Annotated in this window: 19 protein-coding genes; 10 read left to right on the top strand and 9 right to left on the bottom strand. The window is 65.4% G+C overall.

Annotated elements, in window-relative coordinates:
- Nucleotides 1–191 precede the first annotated feature (191 nt).
- Nucleotides 192–428, top strand: a complete 237-nt coding sequence (locus LDZ24_RS05865) for a hypothetical protein (protein WP_248322098.1) — start codon at nt 192–194, stop codon at nt 426–428.
- 61 nt (nt 429–489) lie between these two features.
- Here the strand turns inward: LDZ24_RS05865 and def are convergent, their stop codons facing one another.
- The 5 genes from def to LDZ24_RS05840 form a co-directional block, all read right to left on the bottom strand.
- Complete coding sequence (gene def / locus LDZ24_RS05860) at nt 490–1,023, bottom strand: peptide deformylase (RefSeq protein WP_175940128.1); 534 nt, start codon at nt 1,021–1,023, stop codon at nt 490–492.
- The gene (gene ligA / locus LDZ24_RS05855; RefSeq protein ID WP_248322097.1) at nt 1,020–3,098 is read right to left on the bottom strand and encodes an NAD-dependent DNA ligase LigA; all 2,079 of its coding nucleotides are present in this window, start codon (nt 3,096–3,098) and stop codon (nt 1,020–1,022) included. The genes def and ligA overlap by 4 nt, the downstream gene beginning before the upstream one ends.
- A 180-nt stretch (nt 3,099–3,278) precedes the next feature.
- Nucleotides 3,279–4,544: a cell division protein ZipA C-terminal FtsZ-binding domain-containing protein gene (locus LDZ24_RS05850; RefSeq protein ID WP_248322096.1), complete on the bottom strand. Its 1,266-nt coding sequence runs from the start codon at nt 4,542–4,544 to the stop codon at nt 3,279–3,281.
- Between the two features lie 124 nt (nt 4,545–4,668).
- Nucleotides 4,669–8,184, bottom strand: coding sequence for a chromosome segregation protein SMC (gene smc / locus LDZ24_RS05845; RefSeq protein WP_248322095.1), 3,516 nt, complete (start codon nt 8,182–8,184; stop codon nt 4,669–4,671).
- Nucleotides 8,185–8,308: 124 nt separating this feature from the next.
- Nucleotides 8,309–9,265, bottom strand: a complete 957-nt coding sequence (locus LDZ24_RS05840; protein ID WP_248322094.1) for a DMT family transporter — start codon at nt 9,263–9,265, stop codon at nt 8,309–8,311.
- A gap of 203 nt (nt 9,266–9,468) precedes the next feature.
- On the opposite strand from LDZ24_RS05840, the gene dapC reads away from it, so the two are divergent.
- The 6 genes from dapC to cls all read left to right on the top strand — a co-directional run bounded on the left by dapC (nt 9,469) and on the right by cls (nt 15,776).
- Nucleotides 9,469–10,695, top strand: coding sequence for a succinyldiaminopimelate transaminase (gene dapC, locus LDZ24_RS05835; protein ID WP_248322093.1), 1,227 nt, complete (start codon nt 9,469–9,471; stop codon nt 10,693–10,695).
- Nucleotides 10,696–10,744: 49 nt separating this feature from the next.
- Nucleotides 10,745–11,572 carry a 2,3,4,5-tetrahydropyridine-2,6-dicarboxylate N-succinyltransferase gene (gene dapD, locus LDZ24_RS05830; protein WP_248322092.1) on the top strand — a complete coding sequence of 276 codons (828 nt, stop codon included), beginning with the start codon at nt 10,745–10,747 and terminating at the stop codon, nt 11,570–11,572.
- A gap of 2 nt (nt 11,573–11,574) precedes the next feature.
- Nucleotides 11,575–11,946, top strand: a complete 372-nt coding sequence (locus LDZ24_RS05825; protein WP_248322091.1) for an ArsC family reductase — start codon at nt 11,575–11,577, stop codon at nt 11,944–11,946.
- A 107-nt stretch (nt 11,947–12,053) separates the two neighbouring features.
- Nucleotides 12,054–13,193 carry a succinyl-diaminopimelate desuccinylase gene (gene dapE / locus LDZ24_RS05820; RefSeq protein ID WP_248322090.1) on the top strand — a complete coding sequence of 380 codons (1,140 nt, stop codon included), beginning with the start codon at nt 12,054–12,056 and terminating at the stop codon, nt 13,191–13,193.
- A gap of 32 nt (nt 13,194–13,225) precedes the next feature.
- Nucleotides 13,226–14,110, top strand: a complete 885-nt coding sequence (gene prmB / locus LDZ24_RS05815) for a 50S ribosomal protein L3 N(5)-glutamine methyltransferase (protein ID WP_248322089.1) — start codon at nt 13,226–13,228, stop codon at nt 14,108–14,110.
- 172 nt (nt 14,111–14,282) lie between these two features.
- A complete protein-coding gene (cls, locus tag LDZ24_RS05810; RefSeq protein ID WP_248322088.1) occupies nt 14,283–15,776 on the top strand; it encodes a cardiolipin synthase in 1,494 nt (497 codons plus the stop codon).
- A 5-nt stretch (nt 15,777–15,781) separates the two neighbouring features.
- Here cls and LDZ24_RS05805 read toward each other — a convergent pair whose 3' ends face one another.
- A complete protein-coding gene (locus LDZ24_RS05805; protein WP_248322087.1) occupies nt 15,782–16,273 on the bottom strand; it encodes a glutathione peroxidase in 492 nt (163 codons plus the stop codon).
- A 168-nt stretch (nt 16,274–16,441) separates the two neighbouring features.
- On the opposite strand from LDZ24_RS05805, the gene LDZ24_RS05800 reads away from it, so the two are divergent.
- On the top strand, nt 16,442–18,388 hold the full coding sequence (locus LDZ24_RS05800) for an ATP-binding cassette domain-containing protein (protein ID WP_248322086.1): 1,947 nt from the start codon (nt 16,442–16,444) through the stop codon (nt 18,386–18,388).
- Between the two features lie 21 nt (nt 18,389–18,409).
- Nucleotides 18,410–19,441, top strand: coding sequence for a CaiB/BaiF CoA-transferase family protein (locus LDZ24_RS05795; RefSeq protein ID WP_248322085.1), 1,032 nt, complete (start codon nt 18,410–18,412; stop codon nt 19,439–19,441).
- On the opposite strand, the gene LDZ24_RS05790 is transcribed toward LDZ24_RS05795, so the two are convergent.
- From LDZ24_RS05790 to alr, 3 genes are all read right to left on the bottom strand, one after another.
- Nucleotides 19,438–19,701 (bottom strand): DUF2866 domain-containing protein, encoded by a 264-nt coding sequence (locus LDZ24_RS05790; RefSeq protein ID WP_241269851.1) that lies wholly within the window; start codon nt 19,699–19,701, stop codon nt 19,438–19,440. The two genes, LDZ24_RS05795 and LDZ24_RS05790, sit on opposite strands and share 4 nt — an antisense overlap.
- 158 nt (nt 19,702–19,859) lie before the next feature.
- Nucleotides 19,860–21,248: a DNA repair protein RadA gene (radA, locus tag LDZ24_RS05785; RefSeq protein ID WP_175940113.1), complete on the bottom strand. Its 1,389-nt coding sequence runs from the start codon at nt 21,246–21,248 to the stop codon at nt 19,860–19,862.
- Between the two features lie 44 nt (nt 21,249–21,292).
- Nucleotides 21,293–22,363: an alanine racemase gene (gene alr, locus LDZ24_RS05780; RefSeq protein ID WP_248322084.1), complete on the bottom strand. Its 1,071-nt coding sequence runs from the start codon at nt 22,361–22,363 to the stop codon at nt 21,293–21,295.
- Nucleotides 22,364–22,665: 302 nt separating this feature from the next.
- On the opposite strand from alr, the gene lplT reads away from it, so the two are divergent.
- Entirely contained in the window at nt 22,666–23,973 is a 1,308-nt protein-coding gene (gene lplT / locus LDZ24_RS05775) for a lysophospholipid transporter LplT (protein WP_206468015.1), read from the top strand.
- The last annotated feature ends 42 nt before the right edge of the window (nt 23,974–24,015 follow it).

Below are 24,015 nucleotides of genomic sequence, written 5' to 3'. Positions count from 1 at the left end.
CATCCGAAGCCCGAAAACGGCGCGATCGCTTATCGATCGCGCCGTTTTATTTTGTTCACATTTAGGCTAAAGAAAATCGGTCAAATGTCCGTTAGGTACGGAATGTCCGAGAACTTTTGACAGCCCCTACGCGTCGAGGGCGGGCATCGGAATAACGGCAATCAGCATCAACGCTTCAAGGAGAAATGGCCATGTCAGTTGAGATCATCGTTCGTGCGACAGAAACCGGTCTTGAAATCGTGAGCGGCCGACGACGGCTCGAAGCCCTGCTCGCCCTGCGCGATGAAGTCGTCGTGACGAGCCCCGGCATCGGAGAGATGGTGTTCGCGCGCCTGCCCGACGGCCGGCTGCAAGGCTCGGCCAATCCCAAGCACGTCGCGCTCTTTCGCCAACCGGACCCCACGCGCGATCCTGAAACGTTGGCCTGAACGAAAAAAACCCGCTTGCAGCAAGCAGGTTTTTTCTTGGGCGGCGCGAGAATCGGCCGGCTCAGTCGTCGCGCGCCGGGTCAAGGCCCGGAAAAAGCACTTCGGTGAAGCCGAACTTCGAAAAGTCGGTGATGCGCATCGGGTACAGCTTGCCGATCAGATGATCGCACTCGTGCTGCACCACGCGCGCATGAAAGCCCTCCGCGAGCCGTTCGATCGCGTTGCCGTATTGATCGAAGCCCTGGTAGCGGATCATCGAGAACCGCTGCACCGCGCCGCGCAGCCCCGGCACCGAAAGACAGCCTTCCCAGCCCTCCTCCATGTCGTGCCCGTTGGGCGTGATGATCGGATTGATGAGCACCGTCTCCGGCACGGGCGGCGCGTCGGGATAACGCTCATTGTGGCCGAAGCCGAAGATAACCACTTGCAGATCGACGCCGATCTGCGGCGCGGCGAGTCCCGCGCCGTTCGCGTCGCGCATCGTGTCGAACATGTCCTGCACGAGCGTGTGCAGTTCCGGCGTGTCGAAGTGTTCGACAGGCTGCGCGATACGCAAAAGACGCGGATCGCCCATCTTGAGAATTTCCCGGATCATGGAGTGACTCCTTCCAATAGCTTCTTCATGCCGTCTTCGTCGACGACGGGAACCCCGAGTTCCTCCGCCTTCGCGAGTTTGCTGCCCGCTTCGGCGCCCGCCACCACGTAGTCGGTCTTTTTCGAGACGGAACCGGCCACCTTCGCGCCGGCCGCCTCCAGCATTTCCTTTGCTTCCTCGCGCGACAGCGTGGGCAGCGTGCCCGTCAGCACGACCGTCTTGCCGGCGAGCACCCCCTGCGGCGCTTTCGGCGCGGGCGGCCCTTCCGGCCACGACACCTTGGCGCGCAACTGCTCGATCACGTGCTGGTTATGCGCTTCGCTGAAGAAGTTGTGAATCGCTTCGGCGACGACCGGCCCGACATCATTCACTTCGAGCAACTGTTCGACCGATGCCGCCATGATCGGATCCAGCGAGCCGAAGTGCTTCGCGAGATCCTTCGCTGTCGATTCGCCGACATGCCGGATGCCGAGTGCATAGATGAAGCGCGGCAGCGTCGTGTGTCGCGCCTTCTCGAGCGAATCCAACAGGTTCTGCGCTGACTTGTCGGCGAAGCGGTCGAGCGCCGCGAGCGTCGAAAAGCCGAGATTGAAAAGATCCGCGGGCGTGCGCACGAGGTTCTGCTCCACCAACTGGTCGATGATCTTCTCGCCGAGACCGTCGATGTCGAGCGCGCGGCGCTGCGCGAAATGCCACAGCGCCTGCTTGCGTTGCGCCGGACAGAAGAGCCCGCCCGTGCAGCGCGCCACGGCTTCGTCCGGCAGGCGCTCGATTTTCGAGCCGCACACCGGGCATTCCGTCGGCATGACGAACTCGCGGGCGTCGGCAGGACGGCGTTCGAGGATCGCGCCGACGACTTCGGGAATCACGTCGCCCGCGCGGCGCACGGTCACCGTATCGCCGATGCGGATGTCCTTGCGGCGCACTTCGTCTTCGTTATGCAGCGTCGCGTTCGTCACCGTCGCGCCGCCGACGAACACCGGCGCGAGCCGCGCCACCGGCGTGATCGCGCCCGTTCTGCCGACTTGCACGTCGATGGCCACGAGTTGCGTCAGCGCTTCCTGCGCCGGGAACTTGTGCGCGAGCGCGAAGCGCGGCGCACGCGAGACGAAGCCGAGCTTGTCCTGCTCGTCGCGCCGGTTGACCTTGTAGACGACGCCGTCGATGTCGTATGGCAGCTTGTCGCGCTTGTCGCCGGTCTTGCGGAAAAAACCGAGCAAGCCTTCCGCGCCATCGACCACGCCGCGCTCGGCATTCACCGGCAGCCCCATGTCACGGTACCAGTCGAGCAGCGCCGCGTGCGTATCCGGCATCTCGGCGCCTTCGAGCACGCCGATGCCGTACGCGAAGAACGACAACGGCCGCTGCGCCGTCATTTTCGGGTCGAGCTGGCGCAGGCTGCCCGCGGCCGCGTTGCGCGGATTCGCGAATTCCCGCTGTCCGGCGTCGCGCTGGCGCGCGTTCAGGCGGTCGAAGTCGCGCTTGAACATCAGCACTTCACCGCGCACGTCGAGACGCTTCGGCACGTTCGCGCCTTTCAGCGTCAGCGGGATCGAGCGAATGGTCCGCACGTTGGCCGTCACGTCCTCGCCGGTCGCGCCGTCGCCGCGCGTCGACGCCTGCACGAAGCGGCCGTCGTCGTAGCGCAAGGAGATTGCCAATCCGTCGAATTTCAATTCGCACGCGTACTGCACCGGCGCATGGCCGAGCGCGTCCGACACGCGTTTGTCGAACGCGGCGATGTCTTCGTCCGCGAAGCCGTTGTTGAGCGACAGCATCGGCACGTCGTGCACGACCGGCGCGAAGCCCTCGGCGACCTGACCGCCCACGCGCTGCGTCGGCGAATCCGGCGTGACGAGTTCCGGATGCGCCGCCTCGATGCCCTGCAATTCCTTGAAGAGCGTGTCGTATTCGGCGTCGGGCAAATCCGGCTGGTCGAGCACGTAGTACGCGTAGTTCGCGCGCTCCAGTTCCGCGCGCAGCCACGCGGCGCGCTCCTCCGGCCGGTCGGCGCTGGGCACGGGCGCGAGCGACTTGGCGGTGGCGGCGGATTCGGCTTTCGTTTTGGCGGACATGCGGCTTTCGAGGGATGAATTGAGTCAGTTGAACCGACCGTTCGATTGTCTCAGAAGAACGGTCGTCGCGGCATCGGCCGAACGGTCTAGGCCATGCGCGCATGTGGCGGCGCGTACCAACGGAAAGCGCCCCAAAGCGGGGCGCAATCGCGACACGACATGCAGCTACGAACCAAGCGCTTACTGGCTGAACAACCTGCGCGTGGCGGGCGACCCGGCCGGCATGCCCGCCTGCTCCAGCTTCGCGTACAGCGTCATCAGTTGTTTCTCGATGGCGAGCAGCGCCGATTCCGGCAACGGGCGACGCTGATCGTCGACCACGCGCGCCCCGATGCGCTCGGACAGCGACTTCGCGTAATCGCACATCAGGCGGAACGGCAAGATGTCTTCGTCGGCGACGGGCACGTCCAGCACCAGCGTAATCATCTGGCCGCCCTTGTACGTGAGGTCGTCGCGCAGAAAATTGGTGTCGCCGAACTGGAGCATGAACACCGGGTTCTGCTTGGCGTCCAGCTTGACGAAGCGCGTGCCGTCGCGCGACAGCAGCAAGCCGTCTTGCGAGGCCACCGCCTGCACGTAGTTCGCGGACCACGGCGCGCCGTCGGAGAGAATGTTGATGGACAACTGCGCGTCGCACTGGGCGGCGAACGCGTCGAGCTCGCGCGCCATGCCGACGGTTTCCATCATGTCGGGGAATTCGGGCGCGCCGTCGATGGCGTCCGCGAGACGCTGCACGCCCGTGACGAACTCCGAGAACTCGAGTTCGTTCAGCGGCCCGCTGCGATTGGCGAGTTGCGCGGCCGCGCGCAGTTCCTCGTAGCGCACGCCGTGGCGCAACAGCTCCCACGTGCTCTCGCCTTCGGCCTTGCCTTCGATGGTCACGGGCTTCGTGCCCGCGCGACGCAGTCGCTGCGCGAGCGGAATCACGCGGTCGCCGGCCACGGGCGTGGCGAGCCGAATCGGCACGACGCAGTCGATGCGCCGGTCGACGACAGCGGGCGGCGTCGACGAAATGGTCGTGGCGGCGGGCATGACCGGCTCGCTGCGCTCGTCTTCCTCGACGACCGCGGGTTCATCAGCGACGCCGTTCGCGGAAGTCGCTTCCGCCTGCAGGTCGACGGGGGTATCCGCTGGCGCGACGGCAGGCGTGACCGCCGCAGCCTCGGTCGACACAGGGACGCCGCCGAAGCTGGGTTCGACGCGCGCGTCTTCCTGCGCATCGCCCGCGCCGCCGCCCGCTACAGGCTCGCGCCGCGCGGGGCGCACCGGCTCGATGAACGGCTGCTCGTCGTCGGTTTCCTGGCGCGCGAGCGCATCGGCGGCTTCGTCGGGCATCGGACGCGGCATCTTGCGCCGCACTTTCGCGGTCTGCCACGCGTTGTACACCACCACGCCGCCGACCACGACAGCTCCCGCTCCGATCAATCCGAGTGTCAACTCGTCCATGCACGCTCCATCATTCTTTTGAGTTACGAAGCGCCGCGCGATCTGTCGCGCGCATCCGATGCACGCCACTCCGCGCCTGCGCGCCTGGCCGGCTCCACGTCCGGCCTTCATTCATAAAACCGGGTCAGCCGTTTTGCGCGAATCCCGCGGCGGATTCCATATCCACCGCGACGATGCGCGACACGCCCTGCTCCTGCATCGTGACGCCGATCAGTTGCTGCGCCATCTCCATCGCGATCTTGTTGTGCGAGATGAAGAGGAATTGTGTCTTGCTCGACATGGCCCGCACGAGGTTGGCGAAGCGTTCCGTGTTCGCGTCGTCGAGCGGCGCGTCCACTTCGTCCAGCAGACAGAACGGCGCGGGATTCAGCTGGAACATCGCGAAGACGAGCGCCGTCGCGGTGAGCGCCTTTTCGCCGCCCGAAAGCAGGTGAATCGTCGAATTCTTCTTGCCGGGCGGCTGCGCCATGACCTGCACGCCCGCGTCGAGAATTTCGTCGCCCGTCATGATGAGCTTAGCCTGCCCGCCGCCGAAAAGACGCGGGAACAGGTCGCCGAAGTGGCGGTTCACTTCGTCGAACGTGCCTTGCAGCAAAGCGCGCGTTTCCTGGTCGATCTTCTGGATCGCGTCTTCCAGCGTGCCGATGGCGTCGTTCAGATCGGCCGATTGCGCGTCGAGGAAGTGCTTGCGCTCGGTCGCGGCCGCCAGTTCTTCGAGCGCGGCCATGTTGACCGGCCCGAGCGCGATCACCGCGTTGTTCAGGCGCGTGACTTCGCCTTGCAGATACGACGGCTTCATGTCGGGCGTGAGCTTCGCCTGCAATTCGGCTTCGTCGACGCCCGCGGCCTGTAACTGCTCGGCGAACTGCTCGCCGTTGATGCGCGCCGCCTGCTCCTTCAACTGCAATTCGTTGATCTTGTCGCGCAGCGGCTGAAGCGACCGCTCCGTCTGCAGACGCTGCTCGTCGGCCTGACGCAGCCGCGCGGTGAGATCGTCCAGTTCGATGCGCGCCGCGTGCAGCGCCTCTTCGCGTGCCGCGCGCACTTCGAGCGCGTCTTGCAAGCCGGTCTGTGCGGTCTGCGCGTTGATGGTTTCGAGTTCGGCCCGCGCGTCTTCCAGCGCGCCTTCGACGCGTTCGCTCTGCTCGTGCGCCGTGTCGATGCTGCGCTTGTATTCCTCGATCTTCGCCGCGAGGCCGCGCGCCGCGAAGTTCGCGTCGCTGGCCACGCGTTCCAGTTCGCGCAGTTCGTGGCGCGCGTTGGTGAGCGCCTCGTCGAGCGATTCGAACGCAAGCTGATTGTCTTCGAAGCGCGCCTGCAATTGCGCGATCTCGGCGTCGTGCTGCTCGAACGCGGCTTCGGATTCGGCCCGCAGCGCGCGTTGTTCCTCGATCTGCGCGGCGATTTCTTCGAGTTCCGCGCCGATCTGCGTGCTGCGCTGCGTGTAGCGCTCGTGCGCCTGCGTGAGCTTGAGCACGTCCATCTGCAACGCGTGGACGCGCTGCGTGGCGCGCTCGGCGGCGGCACGCGCATCGGCGAGAACTTGCGATGCCTGCGTGTGAGCCGCGTCGGCGCGCACGGCGTTGGCTTTCGCTTCGTCCGCGAGCAGTGCCTGCGCGCGCACTTGCCGCGCGAGATTTTCGATTTCCTGCGCGCGAGCCAGCATGCCCGACTGCTCGGAATCCGACGCATAGAGTTGCACGCCGACGCGCGTGACCGTATGCCCCGCCTTCACGACGAACGCGCCGCCTTCGGGCAACTGATTGCGCATGGCGAGCGCCTGCGCGATGTCGTCGGCGATGAACGTGTTGCCGAGCCATTCGTTGAGCACGGCGCGGATGCCCGGATCGTCGATGCGCACAAGCGAAGTCAACGGCCGCAAGCCCTGCGGCGCGTCCAGCGGCTTGCCCGCGACAGGCGGCGCGAAGAACGCGAGCTTGGCGGGCGGCGCGTCGCTCGCGAACGCCTTGATCCAGTCGAGATTCGAGACCTCCAGCGCGGCGAGACGCTCGCGCAGGACGGCTTCGAGCGCCGGCTCCCAGCCCGCCTCGACGTGCAGCTTCTTCCACAGACGCGGCAGTCCGCCGAGTTCGTGCTTGTCGAGCCACGGCTGGATCTTGCCTTCGGTCTGCACGCTTTCCTGCAACGCTTTCAGCGCGGCAAGGCGCGCTTCGAGCTGATGGATCTGCGCGCTTTCCGCCTGCACGCGCTCTTGCGCGGCGCGGCGATCGGCGTCGAGACGCGGCACGGTTTCCTGCGCATCGGCAAGACGCGCCTGTGCTTCGGCCAAGATCTCTTCGTTCTCGGCAAGCTGCATGCGCAGTTCTTCGAGTTGCGCTTCGTCGGGCGCGTCGAGACCGCCCGCTTCGTTCTTCAGGCGTTCCTGGCGCTGCTGCAATTGCTGAAGCTGTTGATCCGCGTTGCGCTGATGCGCGGCTTCGAGCTTCAACGCCTGTTCCGCCCGCGCGATGCCGGCGCGTTCCTCGTTCAATTGCGCCTGCGCGTCGCGCCAGCGGGCTTCGAGCGCGGGCAGCGCGTCGTGCTTCGCTGCGGCGTTCTCTTGCGCGATCGCGGCCTTCTCTTCGCCCTCGGCCAATGCTTCGGACGCCGTTTCGATTTCGTCGCGCGCCTTTTGCGCCTGCATCTGCCATTGCTCGCGCTGCGCGGCGAGCGCGGCAATCTGCGCCTGCACGCGGTTGCGCGACTCGACGATGAAGCGGATCTCCGCTTCCAGCCGGCTCACTTCGGCGTTGGCTTCGTAAAGCGCGCCCTGCGCGCCCTGCATCGCGTCGCTGGCGCTGTAGTGCGCCACACGCAGCGTTTCCAGTTGCGCTTCCACTTCACGCAGACGCGCCGTTTGCGCTTCGAGTTCGATCTGCGCGTCGCGAATGGCGCGCTGCTGGCGCTCGGCTTCGTTGCCCGCTTCGTTCTTGCGCAAGAGCCACAGCAGGCGCTGCTTCTCTTCGCCTTCGGTCTGCAAGGCCTTGTATTTCGTCGCGACGATGGCCTGCGCTTCCAGCTTCTCCAGATTAGCCGTCAGCTCGCGCACGATGTCTTCCACGCGCGTGAGATTCTCGCGCGTATCGTGCAGACGATTCTCCGTCTCCCGGCGACGCTCCTTGTACTTCGAGACGCCCGCGGCTTCTTCGAGGAACACACGCAGGTCTTCGGGCTTCGCCTCGATGATCCGCGCGATCATGCCCTGCCCGATGATCGCGTACGCGCGCGGGCCGAGACCCGTGCCGAGAAAGATGTCCTGAATGTCGCGGCGGCGCGCGGGCAGGTTGTTGATGTAATAGCTGGACGTGCCATCGCGCGTGAGCACGCGCTTCACGGCGATCTCGCCGTAGGCGCTCCATTGACCGGCGGCGCGGCCATCGGCGTTATCGAAGATCAGTTCGACGCTCGCGCGGCTGCCCGGCTTGCGCGCGGTGGATCCATTGAAGATGACGTCCTGCATCGATTCGCCGCGCAATTCGGATGCGCGCGATTCGCCGAGCACCCAGCGCACCGCGTCGATGATGTTGGACTTGCCACAGCCATTCGGCCCGACGACGCCGACCAGTTGGCCGGGGACCTGGAAATGCGTGGGATCGACGAAGGACTTGAAACCAGCGAGTTTGATCGAAGTCAGACGCACGGCGATATCGCTGTTTGAAGTGAATGACGGAGGATGAACGGCAGACAAGCCGCGGCGCGGCCGGTCGCGGATGAAAGATCTCATGCGCGCCGGACGCCGCCTGCCGCGGCGCGAGCGGACACCATCATACCATCGCGCGTGTCGATTTCTTTTCGGGTTCGGCCTCGCCGGGCGGCCGTTGCGATGGCTCGCGGCCCTGCCTGTGCGCCCATGCCGACAGCACGCACGCGGCCACGATGCACGCGCCGCCCGCCCATTCGCGCGGCCCCGGCACTTCGCCCGCGATGAGCCACGACGACAGCGCCGTCACCACGAGTTCGAACAGCATGATGATGGACGCGCGATTGGCCGGCACGCGCGCGAGCCCGATCTGCACGATCACGTTGTTGACCGCGAGCACGACGCCGAGCGCGATCACGATGAACGCGACCGTGCCCATCTGCGATGCGGCGGGCGGCGCGGGCATCGGCTCCAACAACGTGGCGACCGACGCCACGATCGCCGCGCCGCCGAAGATCACGGCCGTGCGCATCTCCGGCTTCATGCCCGGTAAGACGCGCGTGATCTTGACGACGAGCACGTTGCTCATCGCGAAGCCCATGCCGCCCATGAGCCCGGCCCATTCGGCAAGATTCGCGGGCAGCGGCACGCCGAGTTGGGGCGACCAGAGCATCGTGACCGCGCCCGCGAGCGACAAGAGCGACAGCGCCGCATCGGCGCGCGTCAAGCGGTCGCGCAAGATGAAATGCGCGAAGACGGCGGTCCATGCGGGCGTCAGATAGAAAAGCAGCAGCACGCGCATGACCTGCCCGTGGATCGCGCCCCAGACGAAGCCCACGCTCGTCACGCCCGCCGCCACGCCGAGGCACGCGAGCAGCCAGTGCCACGACACCGTGCGGATCGAGCGGCGTTTGAGCAGCAAAACAAAGAGACACGCGGCGCCGCTCGTCGTCGCGCTGGCGGCGGTGCCGGTGAGTCCCATCGATGCGAGCAGGCGCATCGGATACCAGACGAAGCCCCACACGGAAGCGCCGATCATGATGGCGAGCGTGGGCAGCGCGTCGTGCAGGCGGCGCGTCATTGCGGCGCTCCTCTGCGCGTGGATTTCGATACGGTTTCGCTACGTGTCATGCGTCTGTCGTCCTTGCCGCCGCGCGCCGTGGAGCGCAAATGCGCGCGGTATAATCGCCCGTTCTCTGATGTCTTTCTCATGCCGCTACATAGATCGCTGCGGCCGCATGGCGCCTCGCCGCCGCCCGACGTTCATCGCTCAATCGACACGCCGTGAATCCACTTCTCCAGAAACTCCAGCCGTATCCCTTCGAAAAGCTGCGCGCGCTGTTCAAGGGCATCGAGCCGCGCGCCGGATTCACGCCGATCAGCTTCGGCATCGGCGAGCCGAAGCATGCGACGCCCGCGCTGATCCGCGACGCGGTGATCGACGCGCTCGGCGGCCTCGCCGCCTACCCGGCGACGCTCGGCAGCGAGCCGCTGCGCGAAGCCATCGCCACATGGGTGAAGGCGCGCTACGGACTCGCTTCGATCGACGCGGCCACCGAAGTGCTGCCCGTTTCCGGCTCGCGCGAAGCCTTGTTCGCGCTCGCGCAGACGTTGATCGACAGCCGCAGCACGCAGGAACTCGCGGGCGCGAAACCGCCGATCGTACTCTGCCCGAACCCGTTCTACCAAATCTACGAAGGCGCGGCGCTGCTCGCGGGCGCGGAACCGTACTTCGTCAACAGCGACCCCGCGCGCAACTTCGCGTGCGATTACTCGGCCGTGCCCGACGACATCTGGGCGCGCACGCAACTGCTCTACATCTGCTCGCCCGGCAACCCGACAGGCGCGGTGCTCACGCTCGACAACTGGCGCGAACTCTTCGCGCTGTCGGACAAGCACGGCTTCGTGATCGCCTCCGACGAATGCTATTCTGAGATCTATTTCGACGAAGGGCAGCCGCCGCTCGGCGGTCTCGAAGCCGCGCGTCTGCTCGGTCGCGGCTTCGAGCGCCTCGTGATGCTGTCGAGCCTCTCGAAGCGATCGAACGTGCCGGGCATGCGCTCGGGCTTCGTCGCCGGCGACGCTGCCGTGCTCAAGAGCTTCCTCTTGTATCGCACGTATCACGGCGCGGCGCTCTCGACCGTGTTCCAGCGCGCGAGCATTGCCGCGTGGCAGGACGAAGCGCACGTGCGCGAGAACCGCGCGCTCTACGCGAGCAAGTTCCGCACGGTCACGCCGATGCTCACCGACGTGCTCGACGTGCGTCTGCCCGACGCCGCGTTCTATCTCTGGGCGAATGTTTCGCGCACCGGACTCAGCGATACCGAGTTCGCCGCGCGCCTGTACGCCGACTATAATGTGACGGTTCTGCCGGGCTCCTATCTCGCTCGTCCCGCGCATGGCACGAATCCCGGCGAAGGGTTCGTGCGTATCGCGCTCGTTGCCGGGACCGAGGAATGCATCGAAGGCGCCCGCCGCATCGTCGAATTCTGCCGCACGCTCAAGCCCTGAATGGTCCTGAAACGCGCTGCCGGTCCCTCTCTCTATCCTTGATATCACTATGTCGGAACAACTTCAGAGCATCATCGACAACGCCTGGGAAAACCGCGCCGAGCTGTCGCCGAAAGCCGCGCCCGCGGAAGTGCGCGAAGCCGTCTCGCACGCCATCGAGCAACTGGACCGCGGCGCCTTGCGCGTCGCCGAAAAACGCGACGGCGACTGGGTCGTGAACCAGTGGCTGAAGAAAGCCGTGCTGCTGTCGTTCCGCCTCGAAGACAACGCGCCGATGCCCGCCGGCGGCTACAGCCAGTTCTACGACAAGGTGCCCTCGAAGTTCGCCAACTACACCGCCGAAGACTTCGCAGCGGGCGGCTTTCGCGTGGTGCCGCCGGCCATCGCGCGGCGCGGCTCGTTCATCGCGAAGAACGTGGTGCTGATGCCGTCGTACACGAACATCGGCGCTTACGTCGACGAAGGCACGATGGTCGATACGTGGGCCACCGTCGGCTCATGCGCGCAGATCGGCAAGAACGTGCACCTGTCGGGCGGCGTGGGCATCGGCGGCGTGCTGGAGCCGTTGCAGGCGAACCCGGTCATCATCGAGGACAACTGCTTCATCGGCGCGCGCTCGGAAGTGGTGGAAGGCGTGATCGTCGAGGAGAACTCCGTCATTTCGATGGGCGTCTACCTCGGCCAGAGCACGAAGATCTATGACCGCGAAACCGGTCAGGTGAGCTACGGCCGCATTCCGGCGGGCTCGGTCGTCGTGGCGGGCAATCTGCCGTCGAAGGACGGCTCGCACAGCCTGTACTGCGCGGTGATCGTGAAGAAGGTCGATGCGAAGACCCGCGCGAAGGTCGGCCTGAACGAACTGCTGCGAGGCGACTGATCGTGGCGCGCGGCCCCAATGCCTTGACGGTCGTGTACGGCATTCCCAATTGCGACACGGTGAAGAAGGCGCGCGTGTGGCTGGAAGAGCACGGCGTGCCGTTCGAGTTCCACGACTTCAAGAAGGCGGGCGTGAACGAGAAGCTGCTTCAGGACTGGCTGAAGGACGTGCCGCTGGAACAGCTCATCAACAAGCGCGGCACGACGTGGCGCGGTCTTTCTGACGTGCACAAGGCGGAAGCCGACACGACTTCGGGCGCGATCGCGCTGATGATCCACAAGCCGTCGATCATCAAGCGGCCGGTCGTCGTGGTGAACGGCCGCGTGAAGACGCTCGGCTTCTCGGCCGAGCAGTACGAGACGCTCTTCGCGTGATCTCTGTGCGATGGCTCTGAACATCACGCCGTCGCGTCACGCCAAACCGCTTGCCGGCCCCGCGCCGGCATTTTTTTACGCTGTCGAAAGAAATGCAGGCTGAAACCATGTCCGGCACCTTGTCCTTAACCGAAGCCCTGATCGAGCGCGCGTCCGTCACGCCCGACGACCGCCATTGTCAGGCGCTGATGATCGAGCGTCTGTCGGCTGTGGGCTTCGAATGCGAAACCATCGAATCGGGCGGCGTCACGAATCTGTGGGCCGTGAAGCGCGGAACGGACGGCGCGTCGGGCAAGCTGCTCGCATTCGCCGGACATACCGACGTCGTGCCGACCGGCCCGCTCGATCAATGGACTTCGCCGCCCTTCACGCCGACGCATCGCGACGGCAAGCTCTACGGGCGCGGCGCCGCGGACATGAAGACGTCGCTCGCGGCGTTCGTCGTGTCGAGCGAAGAGTTCATCGCGAAGTGTCCGCAGCATCGCGGCTCGCTCGCGCTGCTCATCACGAGCGACGAGGAAGGCCCCGCCACCGACGGCACCGTGAAGGTGGTCGAAGCCTTGAAGGCGCGCGGCGAGCGGCTCGATTACTGCATCGTCGGCGAGCCGACCTCGAACGAAACGCTCGGCGACATGGTCAAGAACGGGCGGCGCGGCTCCATGTCCGGCAAGCTCGTCGTGAAGGGCGTGCAGGGGCATATCGCCTATCCGCATCTCGCGCGCAATCCGATTCACCTGCTCGCGCCCGCGCTCGCCGAACTCGTCGCGCAACGCTGGGACGACGGCAACGAATATTTCCCGCCGACCACCTGGCAAGTGTCGAACCTGCGCTCGGGCACCGGCGCGACGAATGTCATTCCGGGCCACGCCGAGCTGATGTTCAACTTCCGCTTCTCGACGGCGAGCACGGTCGAAGGCTTACAAAGCCGCGTCCACGCGATTCTCGACAAACACGCGCTCGACTACGATCTCACGTGGACGGTGAGCGGCCTGCCGTTCCTGACGCCGCGCGGCGCGCTCTCCAACGCGCTCGAAAAAGCCATCCACGATGAAACCGGCGTGCGGCCGGAGTTGTCCACCACGGGCGGCACGTCCGATGGCCGCTTTATCGCGCGCATCTGCGAGCAGGTGGTCGAGTTCGGGCCGCCGAACGGCAGCATCCACAAGATCGACGAACATGTCGACGTGCGCTTCATCGAGCCGCTGAAAAACGTCTACCGCCGCGTGCTCGAAGAATTGATCGCGTAAATCTTTACCCGTAAAAAAACAAGGAGCCTTCGATGGCGCTACCCTTCACCACCGTCCGCGACCTGCTGCGCTTCGGCGTCTCGCGCTTCACGGAAGCCGGGCTCTCGTTCGGCCACGGCTCGACCAACGCCTATGACGAAGCGGCGTATCTGATCCTGCATACGCTGCACTTGCCGCTCGACACGCTTGAACCGTTTCTCGATGCCCGCCTGCTCGACACCGAAATCGATGCCGTCATGCAGGTGATCGAGCGCCGTGCCAAGGAACGCGTGCCGGCGGCGTACATCACGCAGGAAGCATGGATGCACGGCCATCGTTTCTATGTCGACGAGCGCGTGATCGTGCCGCGCTCGTTCATCGGCGAGTTGTTGCAGGATGGCCTGCAGCCGTACGTGCCCGATCCGGACCACGTCACGCGCGTGCTCGAACTCTGCACCGGCTCCGGGTGCCTGGCGATTCTCGGGGCGCAAGCCTTCGAAAACGCGGATATCGATGCCGTCGACATCTCCGCCGATGCCCTCGCGGTCGCGCGCCGCAATGTCGACGACTACGGGTTGCAGGACCGCATCACGCTGCATGAAGGCGACCTGTACGCGCCGCTTTCGCCTGCCCGCTACGAGGTCATCATCACCAACCCGCCGTACGTGAACGCGACCGCGATGCAGGCGCTGCCCGAGGAATACCGTCATGAGCCGGAACTCGCGCTCGCGGGCGGCGCGGACGGCATGGACGTGGTGCGGCGCATCGTGCGCGACGCGGGCAAGTGGCTGACCGAAGACGGCGTGCTCGTCGTCGAGATCGGCAACGAGCGTGCGAACGTCGAGGCCGCGCTCGGCGGGCTCGATCTCATCTGGCTCTCGACCAGCGCCGGCGACGACAACGTGTTCCTGATCCAGGCGGCGGACCTTCCGGCCTGAGCGGCCTGAGCGGCATTCGCCGCGCAAGTCAGGTTCGGTAAGCGGGTTCGGTAAGCGGGTTCGGTAAGCGGGTTCGGTAAGATAAGGCATCGCCGCCGCGGCTCGCGGCGGCGATCGTCGTCTGGCTTCGCGTGGCGATCCGCGCGCATCGAGCTCCGAATCGAACGCATCTATGCAAGCAGCAGACTGGCTCCACGTTGGCACGCTCGTGATGGCCGCGCATGTGCTCGGCGTGATCGCGGCCGTCCACGCGATCATCAATACGCGCACCTCGCAAGGCGCGGTCGCGTGGGCGGTGTCGCTCGTCGCGATGCCTTACCTCACGCTCATTCCGTATCTCTTTCTCGGGCGCAGCAAGTTCGCCGGTTATATCGACGAGCGCCGGCTTGAAATCGAAATCCTGCGCAACCGCTCGAAGCCGACCGAGTGGGATTCCACCGACCGCAGCGACACTTCGACGACAGGCACGGCGCTCGTCGACGCTTCCGGCGCGCGCGGCGAACTCGACACTGGCCCCGCGCGATACCTCGGCAATCCGACCATCCGCACGCTGCAACGGCTCTCCGGCATGCCGTTCCTGCGCGGCAATGCCGTGCGTGTGCTAGTGAACGGCGACGCGACGTTTTCCGCGATCCTCGAGGCCATCGAAGCGGCCGAACAGTATGTCGTCGTGCAATTCTTCATCGTGCGCGCCGACGCGCTCGGCGAGATGCTGAAGGACGCGCTCATCGCGAAAGCGAAAGCCGGCGTGCGCGTCTATTTTCTCTACGACAGCATCGGCAGCTTCGACCTGCCGCATCGCTACGTGCATGCGCTGCGCGCGGGCGGCGTCGAAGCGCATCCGTTCGCGACCAAGCGCAAGTTCGTGCACCGCTTCCAGATCAACTTTCGCAATCATCGGAAGATCGTGGTCGTGGACGGCAAGCGCGCATTCGTCGGCGGGCACAACGTGGGCGTCGAGTATCTCGGCGGCAATCCCCGGCTTTCGCCGTGGCGCGACACGCATGTCGAAGTGCGCGGGCCGGCGATCGCCAGCATTCAGTTCGTCTTCACCGAGGACTGGTACTGGGCGACGCAGCGCCTGCCCGAGCTCGGCCCCGCGTCGCATTCGGACGAGAACATGCATTGCATGGTCCTCTCGAGCGGCCCCGCCGACAAACAGGAGACCTGCTCGCTCTTCTTCGTCGAGGCGATCAACGCGGCGCGCGAGCGGATCTGGATCACGTCGCCGTATCTGATTCCGGACGAAGCCGTATTCTCGGCGCTGAGGCTCGCCGTGATGCGCGGCGTGGACGTGCGCATTCTCATTCCGAGCCGGCGCGATCATCGCGTGGTGTTCGCGGCGTCGAGGCTGTACGCATACGATCTGGTGCAGGCGGGCGTGCGCATCTTCCGCTACAAGCCGGGCTTTTTGCATCAGAAAGTCGTGCTCGTCGACGACATCGCCGCGTCGGTCGGCAGCGCCAATCTCGACAACCGCTCCTTCCGGCTGAACTTCGAGATCACCGTGCTGACCGTCGATCACGACTTCGCCCGCGAAGTGGAGAGCATGTTGCTCGTGGACTTCGCGCATGCGTATGAGATCGACGGCAACGATTATCGCGGCGCCGCGTTCTGGCGGCGCATGGCGATGCACGTCGCCCGGCTCTTTTCCCCGATTCTCTGAGCGCGTCAGAGCAGCTTTTCGATGTCGTCCGCGATGGACTCGGGCTTCGTGATCGGCGCGTAGCGTTTCACGATGTTCCCGTTGCGGTCGATCAGGAACTTCGTGAAGTTCCATTTGATCGCCTCCAGTCCGAGCACGCCCGGCTCCTTCTCCGTCAGATACTTGAAGAGCGGATGCGCATTCGGCCCGTTGACGTCGATCTTCGCGAACATCGGAAACGTGACGCCATAGTTCGACTCGCAGAAGCTGCCGATCTGGGCCGCGTCGCCCGGCTCCTGCTTGCCGAACTGGTTGCACGGAAAGCCGAGCACCTCGAAGCCGCGCCCCGCGTACAGCGTGTAGAGCTCTTGCAAGCCCCGGTACTGCGGCGTGAAACCGCATTCGCTCGCGGTGTTCACGATTAGCAGCACCTTGCCGCGGTACGTGTCGAGGCTGACGGTCGTGCCGTCGAGCCGCTCTGCCGTGAAGCCGTAGATGCTGTCGGTAGTCGAATTCATGCCTGCTCCGCGCATTGAAGAGGTGAATCATCGAAGGGTGAAAGTCAGGCGATGCTACTCCGCCGCGCGCTCGCCCGCCATTAGCCGAACGGACGATCCCTTGCGGCATACGCGCCCGGTCTAAAATAGCGGTTTCCTCCAGTCCGCGCTCTGCCGCCGCCCTCCGACGTGATTCGCTTCAACCAGTTCAGCCTGTCCCGCGGCACCAAGCCGCTCTTCGAAGAGACCAGCTTCACGCTCAATCCGGGCGAGAAAGCCGGTCTCGTCGGCGCGAACGGCGCGGGCAAATCCACGCTCTTTTCTGTGCTGCGCGGCGAGTTGCACGCGGACGGCGGCAATTTCTCGATGCCACCGTCGTGGCGCATCGCGCATGTCGCGCAGGAAACGCCCGCCGTGGATCGCACCGCGCTCGACTACACGCTCGACGGCGACACGCACTTGCGCGCCATCGAAGCACGCATCGCGGCGGCCTCCGCGGCGCACGACGGCGCAGCGGAAGCCGAAGCCCACGCCGCGTTCGCCGATGCCGCCGGCTACACCGCGCCCGCCCGCGCGGAAACGCTGCTGCTCGGGCTCGGCTTCACGCTCGAACAGACGCGCGAGCCGGTGGCGAGCTTCTCGGGCGGCTGGCGCATGCGTCTGAACCTCGCGCAGGCGCTGATGTGTCCGTCCGACCTGCTGCTGCTCGACGAACCGACCAACCACCTGGACCTGGACGCCATCGTCTGGCTCGAAGACTGGCTCGGCCGTTATCCGGGCACGCTCGTCGTGATCTCGCACGACCGCGAGTTTCTCGATGCGGTCTGCAACGTCACGCTACATCTGGAAAACCGGCAGGTGAAGCGTTACGGCGGCAACTACAGCCAGTTCGAAGTGCTGCGCGCGCAACAACTCGCGTTGCAGCAAAGCGCCTACGAGAAGCAGCAGAAGACGGTGCAGCATCTGCAGAGCTTCATCGACCGCTTCAAGGCCAAGGCCACCAAGGCGAAGCAGGCGCAAAGCCGCGTCAAGGCGCTCGAAAAGATGGAGCTGATCGCGCCCGCGCACGCGAGCTCGCCGTTCACGTTCGAGTTCCGCACGCCGGATGCCGCGCCGAATCCGATGATGGTGATGGAAGACGTGCGCTGTGGTTATCGCACCGAGGACGGCGCCGAGATTCCGATTGTCGAAGGCGTGACGCTGTCGATTCAGAACGGGCAGCGCATCGGTCTGCTCGGCGCGAACGGTCAGGGCAAGTCGACGCTCATCAAGACGCTCGCCGGCACGCTCGACGCCCTCTCGGGTCACGTGCGGCAAGGCAAGGGCTTGCAGATCGGCTATTTCGCGCAGCATCAACTGGAAACGCTGCGCCCGGACGACTCCGCGCTCGCTCACCTCGCGCGCCTCGCGCCGGACACGCGCGAGCAGGAACTGCGCGACTTTCTCGGCAGCTTCAACTTCTCGGGCGACATGGCCACCGCGAAGATCGCGCCGTTCTCCGGCGGCGAGAAGGCGCGGCTCGCGCTCGCGCTCATCATCTGGCAGAAGCCCAATCTGCTGCTGCTCGACGAACCGACGAACCACCTCGATCTCGAAACGCGTCATGCGCTGACCATGGCGCTCGCGCAATTCGAAGGCACGCTCATTCTCGTGTCGCACGACCGGCATCTGCTGCGCGCCACCACCGACACGTTCATGCTGGTGGCGAAGCACCGGCTGAGTCCGTTCGACGGCGATCTCGACGATTATCGCGACTGGCTTCTGCAACATGCCGCCGACACGCGGGCGGCGGCGAAAGAAGCAAACGGCGTCGGGTCGGCTGCCGGCAATGCGCCGGACAGCACGGCGAATCGCAAGGAACAGCGAAGACAGGAGGCGCAAGAGCGGCAAAAGCTGTCGCATCTGCGCAAGCCGCTGCAATCGCGCATCGCGAAGATCGAGAAGGAAATGGACGCGCTGAATGCCGAAAAAACGACGCTGGATGCGTTCGTCGCCGATCCCGCAAGCTACGACGCCGCGCTCAAGGCGAAGCTCACCGACACGATTCGCCGTCAGGGCGAAGTCAACGCGCGGCTCGAAACGCTCGAACTGGAGTGGCTCGACGCGCACGAGGAACTCGAACAACTGAGCTCGTAATCCTCTACGGAGACCGACGACTTGACGACCTCCCCCGCTCTCGCCGGTCTTCGCGTGCTGGATCTGACGCGGCTTCTGCCCGGACCGGTTGCCACGCTGCGCCTCGCCGAACTCGGCGCGGACGTGTTGAAGATCGAGCCACCGGGCGAAGGCGACTACGCCCGCTCGATGCTGCGAAGCGACGCCGACCGCGCGAGCGGCGCTCCGAGCGCGTTCTATCGGATCGTGAATCGCGGCAAGCGCTCGCTCACCCTCGATCTGAAGACCGAAGCCGGGCGAGCAAAGTTGATCGAACTGGCAAGGGACGCGGACGTGCTCGTCGAGAGCTTCCGGCCGACGGTGATGACGCGGCTCGGCGTCGGCTACGACGTACTGCGGCAGGTCAATCCGAAGCTCGTCTACTGCGCGATCACCGGGTTCGGCAGCGAAGGCGCATTCGCCGACAAGGCGGGGCACGATCTGAACTACATCGCGTATGCGGGCGTGCTGGATCAGCTTGCCGATGCTGGCGGCGCGCCCATCGTGCCCAACTTCCAGCTTGCGGACCTGCTCGGCGGCGCGCTCGCGGCGGTGACGCAAATGCTGGCCGCGCTCTGGCACGTCGCGCGCGGGGGCGAAGGCCGCTTCGTTGACATCTCGATGACGCACGCCGTTCACGCCCACAACGTGATGGCGCATATCGCGCTCGCCAATGCCGACGAGCCGGGCACGCGCGCGGGAGCCGGCTTGCTCAACGGCGGCGTGCCTTGCTACAACGTGTATCGCACGGCGGACGACAAATTTGTGGCCGTCGGCGCGCTCGAACTCAAGTTCTGGCAGACGCTATGCGACGCGCTCGGCCACCCGGAGTGGGCCGCGCGGCACTGGAGTCTCGGGCAGGCGATCGGCGGCGCGGATGCGAAGGAACTGACCGCGCGCCTCGCCGCGTGCATCCGCGAGCGCACGCGCGACGAATGGACGGCGCGCCTCGAACCGCTCGACTGCTGCGTCGCGCCGGTGCTCACGCCGGCGGAAGCAGCAGCGCATCCGCTCTTTCGCGGCCGCGAAAACTAGCGTCGCGGCAAGGTCTGGCGCGGCTGACGCTCGTCGTCGACGAGCACGTGTTTGCGGCCCGTGACGTGACGGCGAATGGTGGCGACCACTTCGGCCTCGGTCACGTCCGCGGACACGACGCGCCGCGAAATCTGCCCTTCGCCGTCGATCCATTCGACGATCCGGCATCCGCTGCCAAACGGCTGTTGCAAGGGCGCCGAGACGCGGCAGCCGCGCAGGTGGAATGCTGGGGCGGGCCGGGCTGTTTTGACATGTTTCAAAGCGTGATCCTCTCGATCCATCCAGTCACTTCGGCGCGGCGGCGCGTGGTGGCATCATCCGCCGGTCCTGGGTCCCAGAAGGATATGAAAACCGCGCCCGCGCCAGGTTACAGCGGCGCGCGTTTTTCTTACGGCCCGTTACCGAGGGTCCGATCCGTTCACTCCAGATCGCGCACGCGGTCGATGGCTTCTTCGATGCGATCGACCGCGATCACCTTGAGACCGTCCACCGCCTGCTTCGGCGCATTGGCCTTCGGAATCAGCGCGACGGAAAAGCCGAGCTTGGCCGCTTCCTTCAGGCGATCCTGCCCGCGCGGCGACGGCCGGATTTCGCCCGCCAGCCCCACTTCGCCGAACGTGATCAAGCCCTTCGGCAGAGGCTTGTTGCGCATCGACGAGTGAATCGCGAGCAGCACGGCAAGATCGGCGGCGGGTTCGGTGATCTTCACGCCGCCCACCGCGTTCAGAAACACGTCCTGATCGAAACACGCGATGCCCGCATGCCGATGCAGCACCGCGAGCAGCAGCGCGAGCCGGTTCTGCTCCAGCCCGACCGCGAGGCGGCGCGGATTCGGCACATGCGCCGTATCGACGAGCGCCTGCACTTCCACGAGCAGCGGGCGCGATCCTTCCTGCGTGACGAGCACACACGACCCCGCGACGCTCTGCTCGTGCTGCGACAAGAAAAGCGCCGACGGATTCGCCACGCCGCGCAAGCCTTTCTCGGTCATCGCGAAGACGCCGAGCTCATTGACCGCGCCGAAGCGGTTCTTGAACGCGCGCACGAGCCGGAAGGACGAGTGCGTGTCGCCCTCGAAGTACAGCACCGTATCGACGATATGCTCCAGCACGCGCGGACCGGCGAGACTGCCTTCCTTGGTCACGTGCCCGACCATGATGATGGCCGTGCCCGTCTGCTTGGCGATGCGCGTCAGTTGCGCCGCGCATTCGCGGACCTGCGCGACCGAACCCGGCGCGGAGGTCAGCGCCTCGGAATAGACGGTCTGGATCGAATCGATGACGGCGACTTCCGGACGTTGCTCGTCGATGGCCGCCTGAATCTTCTCCAGCTGAATTTCGGCGAGCAGCGCGAGGTCCGCCGCCGCGCTCGCGGATCCGCCGAGCAGCCCGAGCCGCTGCGCCCGCAACGCGATCTGCGCGCCGCTTTCCTCGCCGCTCACGTAGAGCGACGGCCGCTCGCGCGCGATTTCCGCGAGCGATTGCAGCAAGAGCGTCGATTTGCCGATGCCCGGATCGCCGCCGATCAGCACCACGCCGCCCGGCACGAGACCGCCGCCGAGCACGCGGTCGAACTCGCCGACGCCGGTCGAAAAGCGCGGCACGTCCGCCGCTTCGATGTCGGCGAGCCGCTGCACCGGCGAACTCTTCGCGAGCGCCTGGAAGCGATGCGCCGAGGGCGCCTGCTCCACCGATTCCACGAGCGTGTTCCACGCCCCGCATGCCGCGCACTGTCCGGTCCACTTCGGCGCTTGTCCGCCGCACTCGCTACAGATGTAAAGCGTTTTTGCCTTCGCTGCTTTTGCCACGTAATGCCTTTAGATATTCAGTGCCAACGCCCGATGCGGCGCGCTCATTCCGCGCGGACCGGCACGCGCTGCGCGATCGCGCACATCAGCTCGTAGCCGATGGTGCCGCACGCGCGGGCCACGTCGTCGATCGGCAGGTTCGCGCCCCACAATTCCACGCGCGAACCCATGCCCGCGTTCGGGCACGGCGTCAGATCGACGGTGAGCATGTCCATCGAGACGCGGCCGACGAGCGCCGTCCGTATGCCATCGACGATGACGGGCGTGCCCTCGGGCGCGACGCGCGGGTAGCCGTCCGCATAGCCGCAGGCGACCACGCCGATGCGCATCGGCCGGTTCGCCGTGTAGGTCGAGCCATAGCCGATGCTGTCGCCCGGCTGCACCGTCTGCACGGCGATCAGCTCGGAAGTGAGCGTCATCGCGGGCTTGAGGCCCGTATCGGCGATATCGGCCGTCACGCCCGACGGCGACGCGCCGTAGAGAATGATGCCCGGGCGCACCCAGTCGAAATGCGCGTTCGGGTGCCACAGCACGGCCGCCGAGTTCGACAGGCTGCGCGCGCCCGCGATGCCTTCCGCGCCGCGCTCGAACGCCTCCAGCTGATGCGCGATGCCGCGTTCGCTGTCGGCGTCGGAAAAATGGGTCATGAGCGTGATCTGGCCGATGCCGTGGCAGGCGCGCGCCCGCTCCCACGCCGCGCGGAACCGCTCGGGCGTGTACCCGAGCCGGTTCATGCCGCTATTCATCTTCAACTGGATGTTGACCGGCTTCGAGAGCCGCGCCATTTCCAGCATGCGCAACTGCTCGTCGCAGTGAATGGCCGTGGTCAGGCTATAACGGTCGATCACGTCGATATCGGTCGGACGAAAGAAGCCTTCGAGCAACAAAATGGGGCCTGCCCAGCCGAGTTCGCGCAACTTCGCTGCTTCTTCGAGGTCCAGAAGACCGAAACCGTCCGTCGCGCGAAGTCCGGGGAACGCTCGCGCGAGACCGTGGCCATACGCATTGGCCTTCACGACGGCCCAGATTTTCGATTTCGGCGCGTACTTGCGCGCAATGGCAAGGTTGTTGGCGAGAGCGGCGGTGTGAATCGTTGCGGAAAGGGGGCGCGGCATGAGTTTTGGTCGGGAATGCGGTTCAAAAGGCGGTTCAGGCGGAAAGGCAAGCATACGCCAACGGGGCGAGCGGCCGGTTCGCCAATCGAGACACCTTGCGAATCAGTACTTTATGACGAAAGAGACGTGCGAACGTACCGTCTCGCATGTAATCGAGATTACTGCTAGTCAGAATGCGCCTATTTTCGTGTTATAAAGCCGTGCGCACAACCCATTTCGAACGGCATAAGCCCGAACGCGCGACCGGTATCAGCGGCGGCGTCGGGGGCGGATTCCCGGCAGTGAGGAAAGCTTCGGATCAGATGAAAAAAGGTTTTTACACCATCATGGCCGCGCAGTTTTTCTCGTCGCTGGCCGATAACGCTCTACTGATCGCTGCCATCGCATTGCTGAAAGACCTTCACGCGCCGAACTGGATGACGCCGCTGCTCAAGCTGTTCTTCGTGCTCTCCTATGTGGTTCTGGCGGCGTTCGTCGGCGCTTTCGCGGACTCGCGGCCGAAGGGGCGCGTGATGTTCGTGACCAATTCCATCAAGGTGGTCGGCTGCATCACGATGCTGGTCGGCGCGCATCCGCTTCTGGCTTATGGCATCGTCGGCTTCGGCGCGGCGGCCTATTCGCCCGCGAAGTACGGCATTCTCACGGAACTGCTGCCGCCCGACCGGCTGGTGGCCGCGAACGGCTGGATCGAAGGCACGACGGTCGGCTCGATCATTCTCGGCACCGTCATGGGCGGCGCGCTCATCAGTCCGCATATCGCGAGTCACTTGCTGACGCTGCACATACCGCGCATCAATACGCCCGCCGAAGCCGCGATGCTCGTCATCATGCTGATGTACGTGGTCGCCGCCGTCTTCAACCTGCGCATTCCCGATACCGGCGCGCGCTATCCGAAGCAGGAACACCGGCCCATCAAGCTCATCACCGATTTCGCCGACTGCTTTCTCACGCTCTGGCGCGACAAGCTCGGGCAGATTTCGCTCGCGGTCACGACGCTCTTCTGGGGCGCGGGCGCGACGCTGCAATTCATCGTGCTGAAGTGGGCCGAAGTGTCGCTCGGCATGACGCTTTCGCAGGCGGCCATCCTGCAGGCGGTGATCGCGGTGGGCGTGGCGGCCGGCGCGGTGCTCGCGGCGGCGCGCGTGCCGCTCAAGCGTTCGCTGTCCGTGCTGCCGGTGGGCATCGCAATGGGGCTCGCCGTCATGCTGATGGCCTTCTACACGCGGCATCTCTTTCCCGCGCACTGGGGCGTCTATTTCGGCCGCATGCACTTCCCGGGCTATCTGCTGATCGCGTATCTGTTCCTGATGATCGTCGGCGGTCTGTCGGGCTTTTTCGTCGTGCCGATGAACGCGCTTCTGCAGCATCGCGGGCACGTGCTGCTGTCCGCCGGCCATTCGATCGCCGTGCAGAACTTCAACGAGAACCTGTCCGTGCTCATCATGCTGTGCCTGTACGCGGTGCTCGTCTGGCTCGACATGCCGATCCAGTTCGTGATCGTGATGTTCGGCTCGTTCGTGTGTCTGATGATGTATTTCGTCATGCGCCGCCATCAGGCGAACCAGCGCGCATTCGATTCCGTCGCGCTGATCGGCGAAGCGCGGCACTGACGTTGCCTTCTTGGCTGTTGTTTGGGCCGCGGTCATCGGCCG

The sequence above is a fragment of the Caballeronia sp. Sq4a genome (genome assembly GCF_023170545.1).
Classification (GTDB): Bacteria; Pseudomonadota; Gammaproteobacteria; order Burkholderiales; family Burkholderiaceae; genus Caballeronia.
Note: the sequence above shows the minus strand (reverse complement) of the source record. Positions and strands in the feature narration are given on the sequence as shown.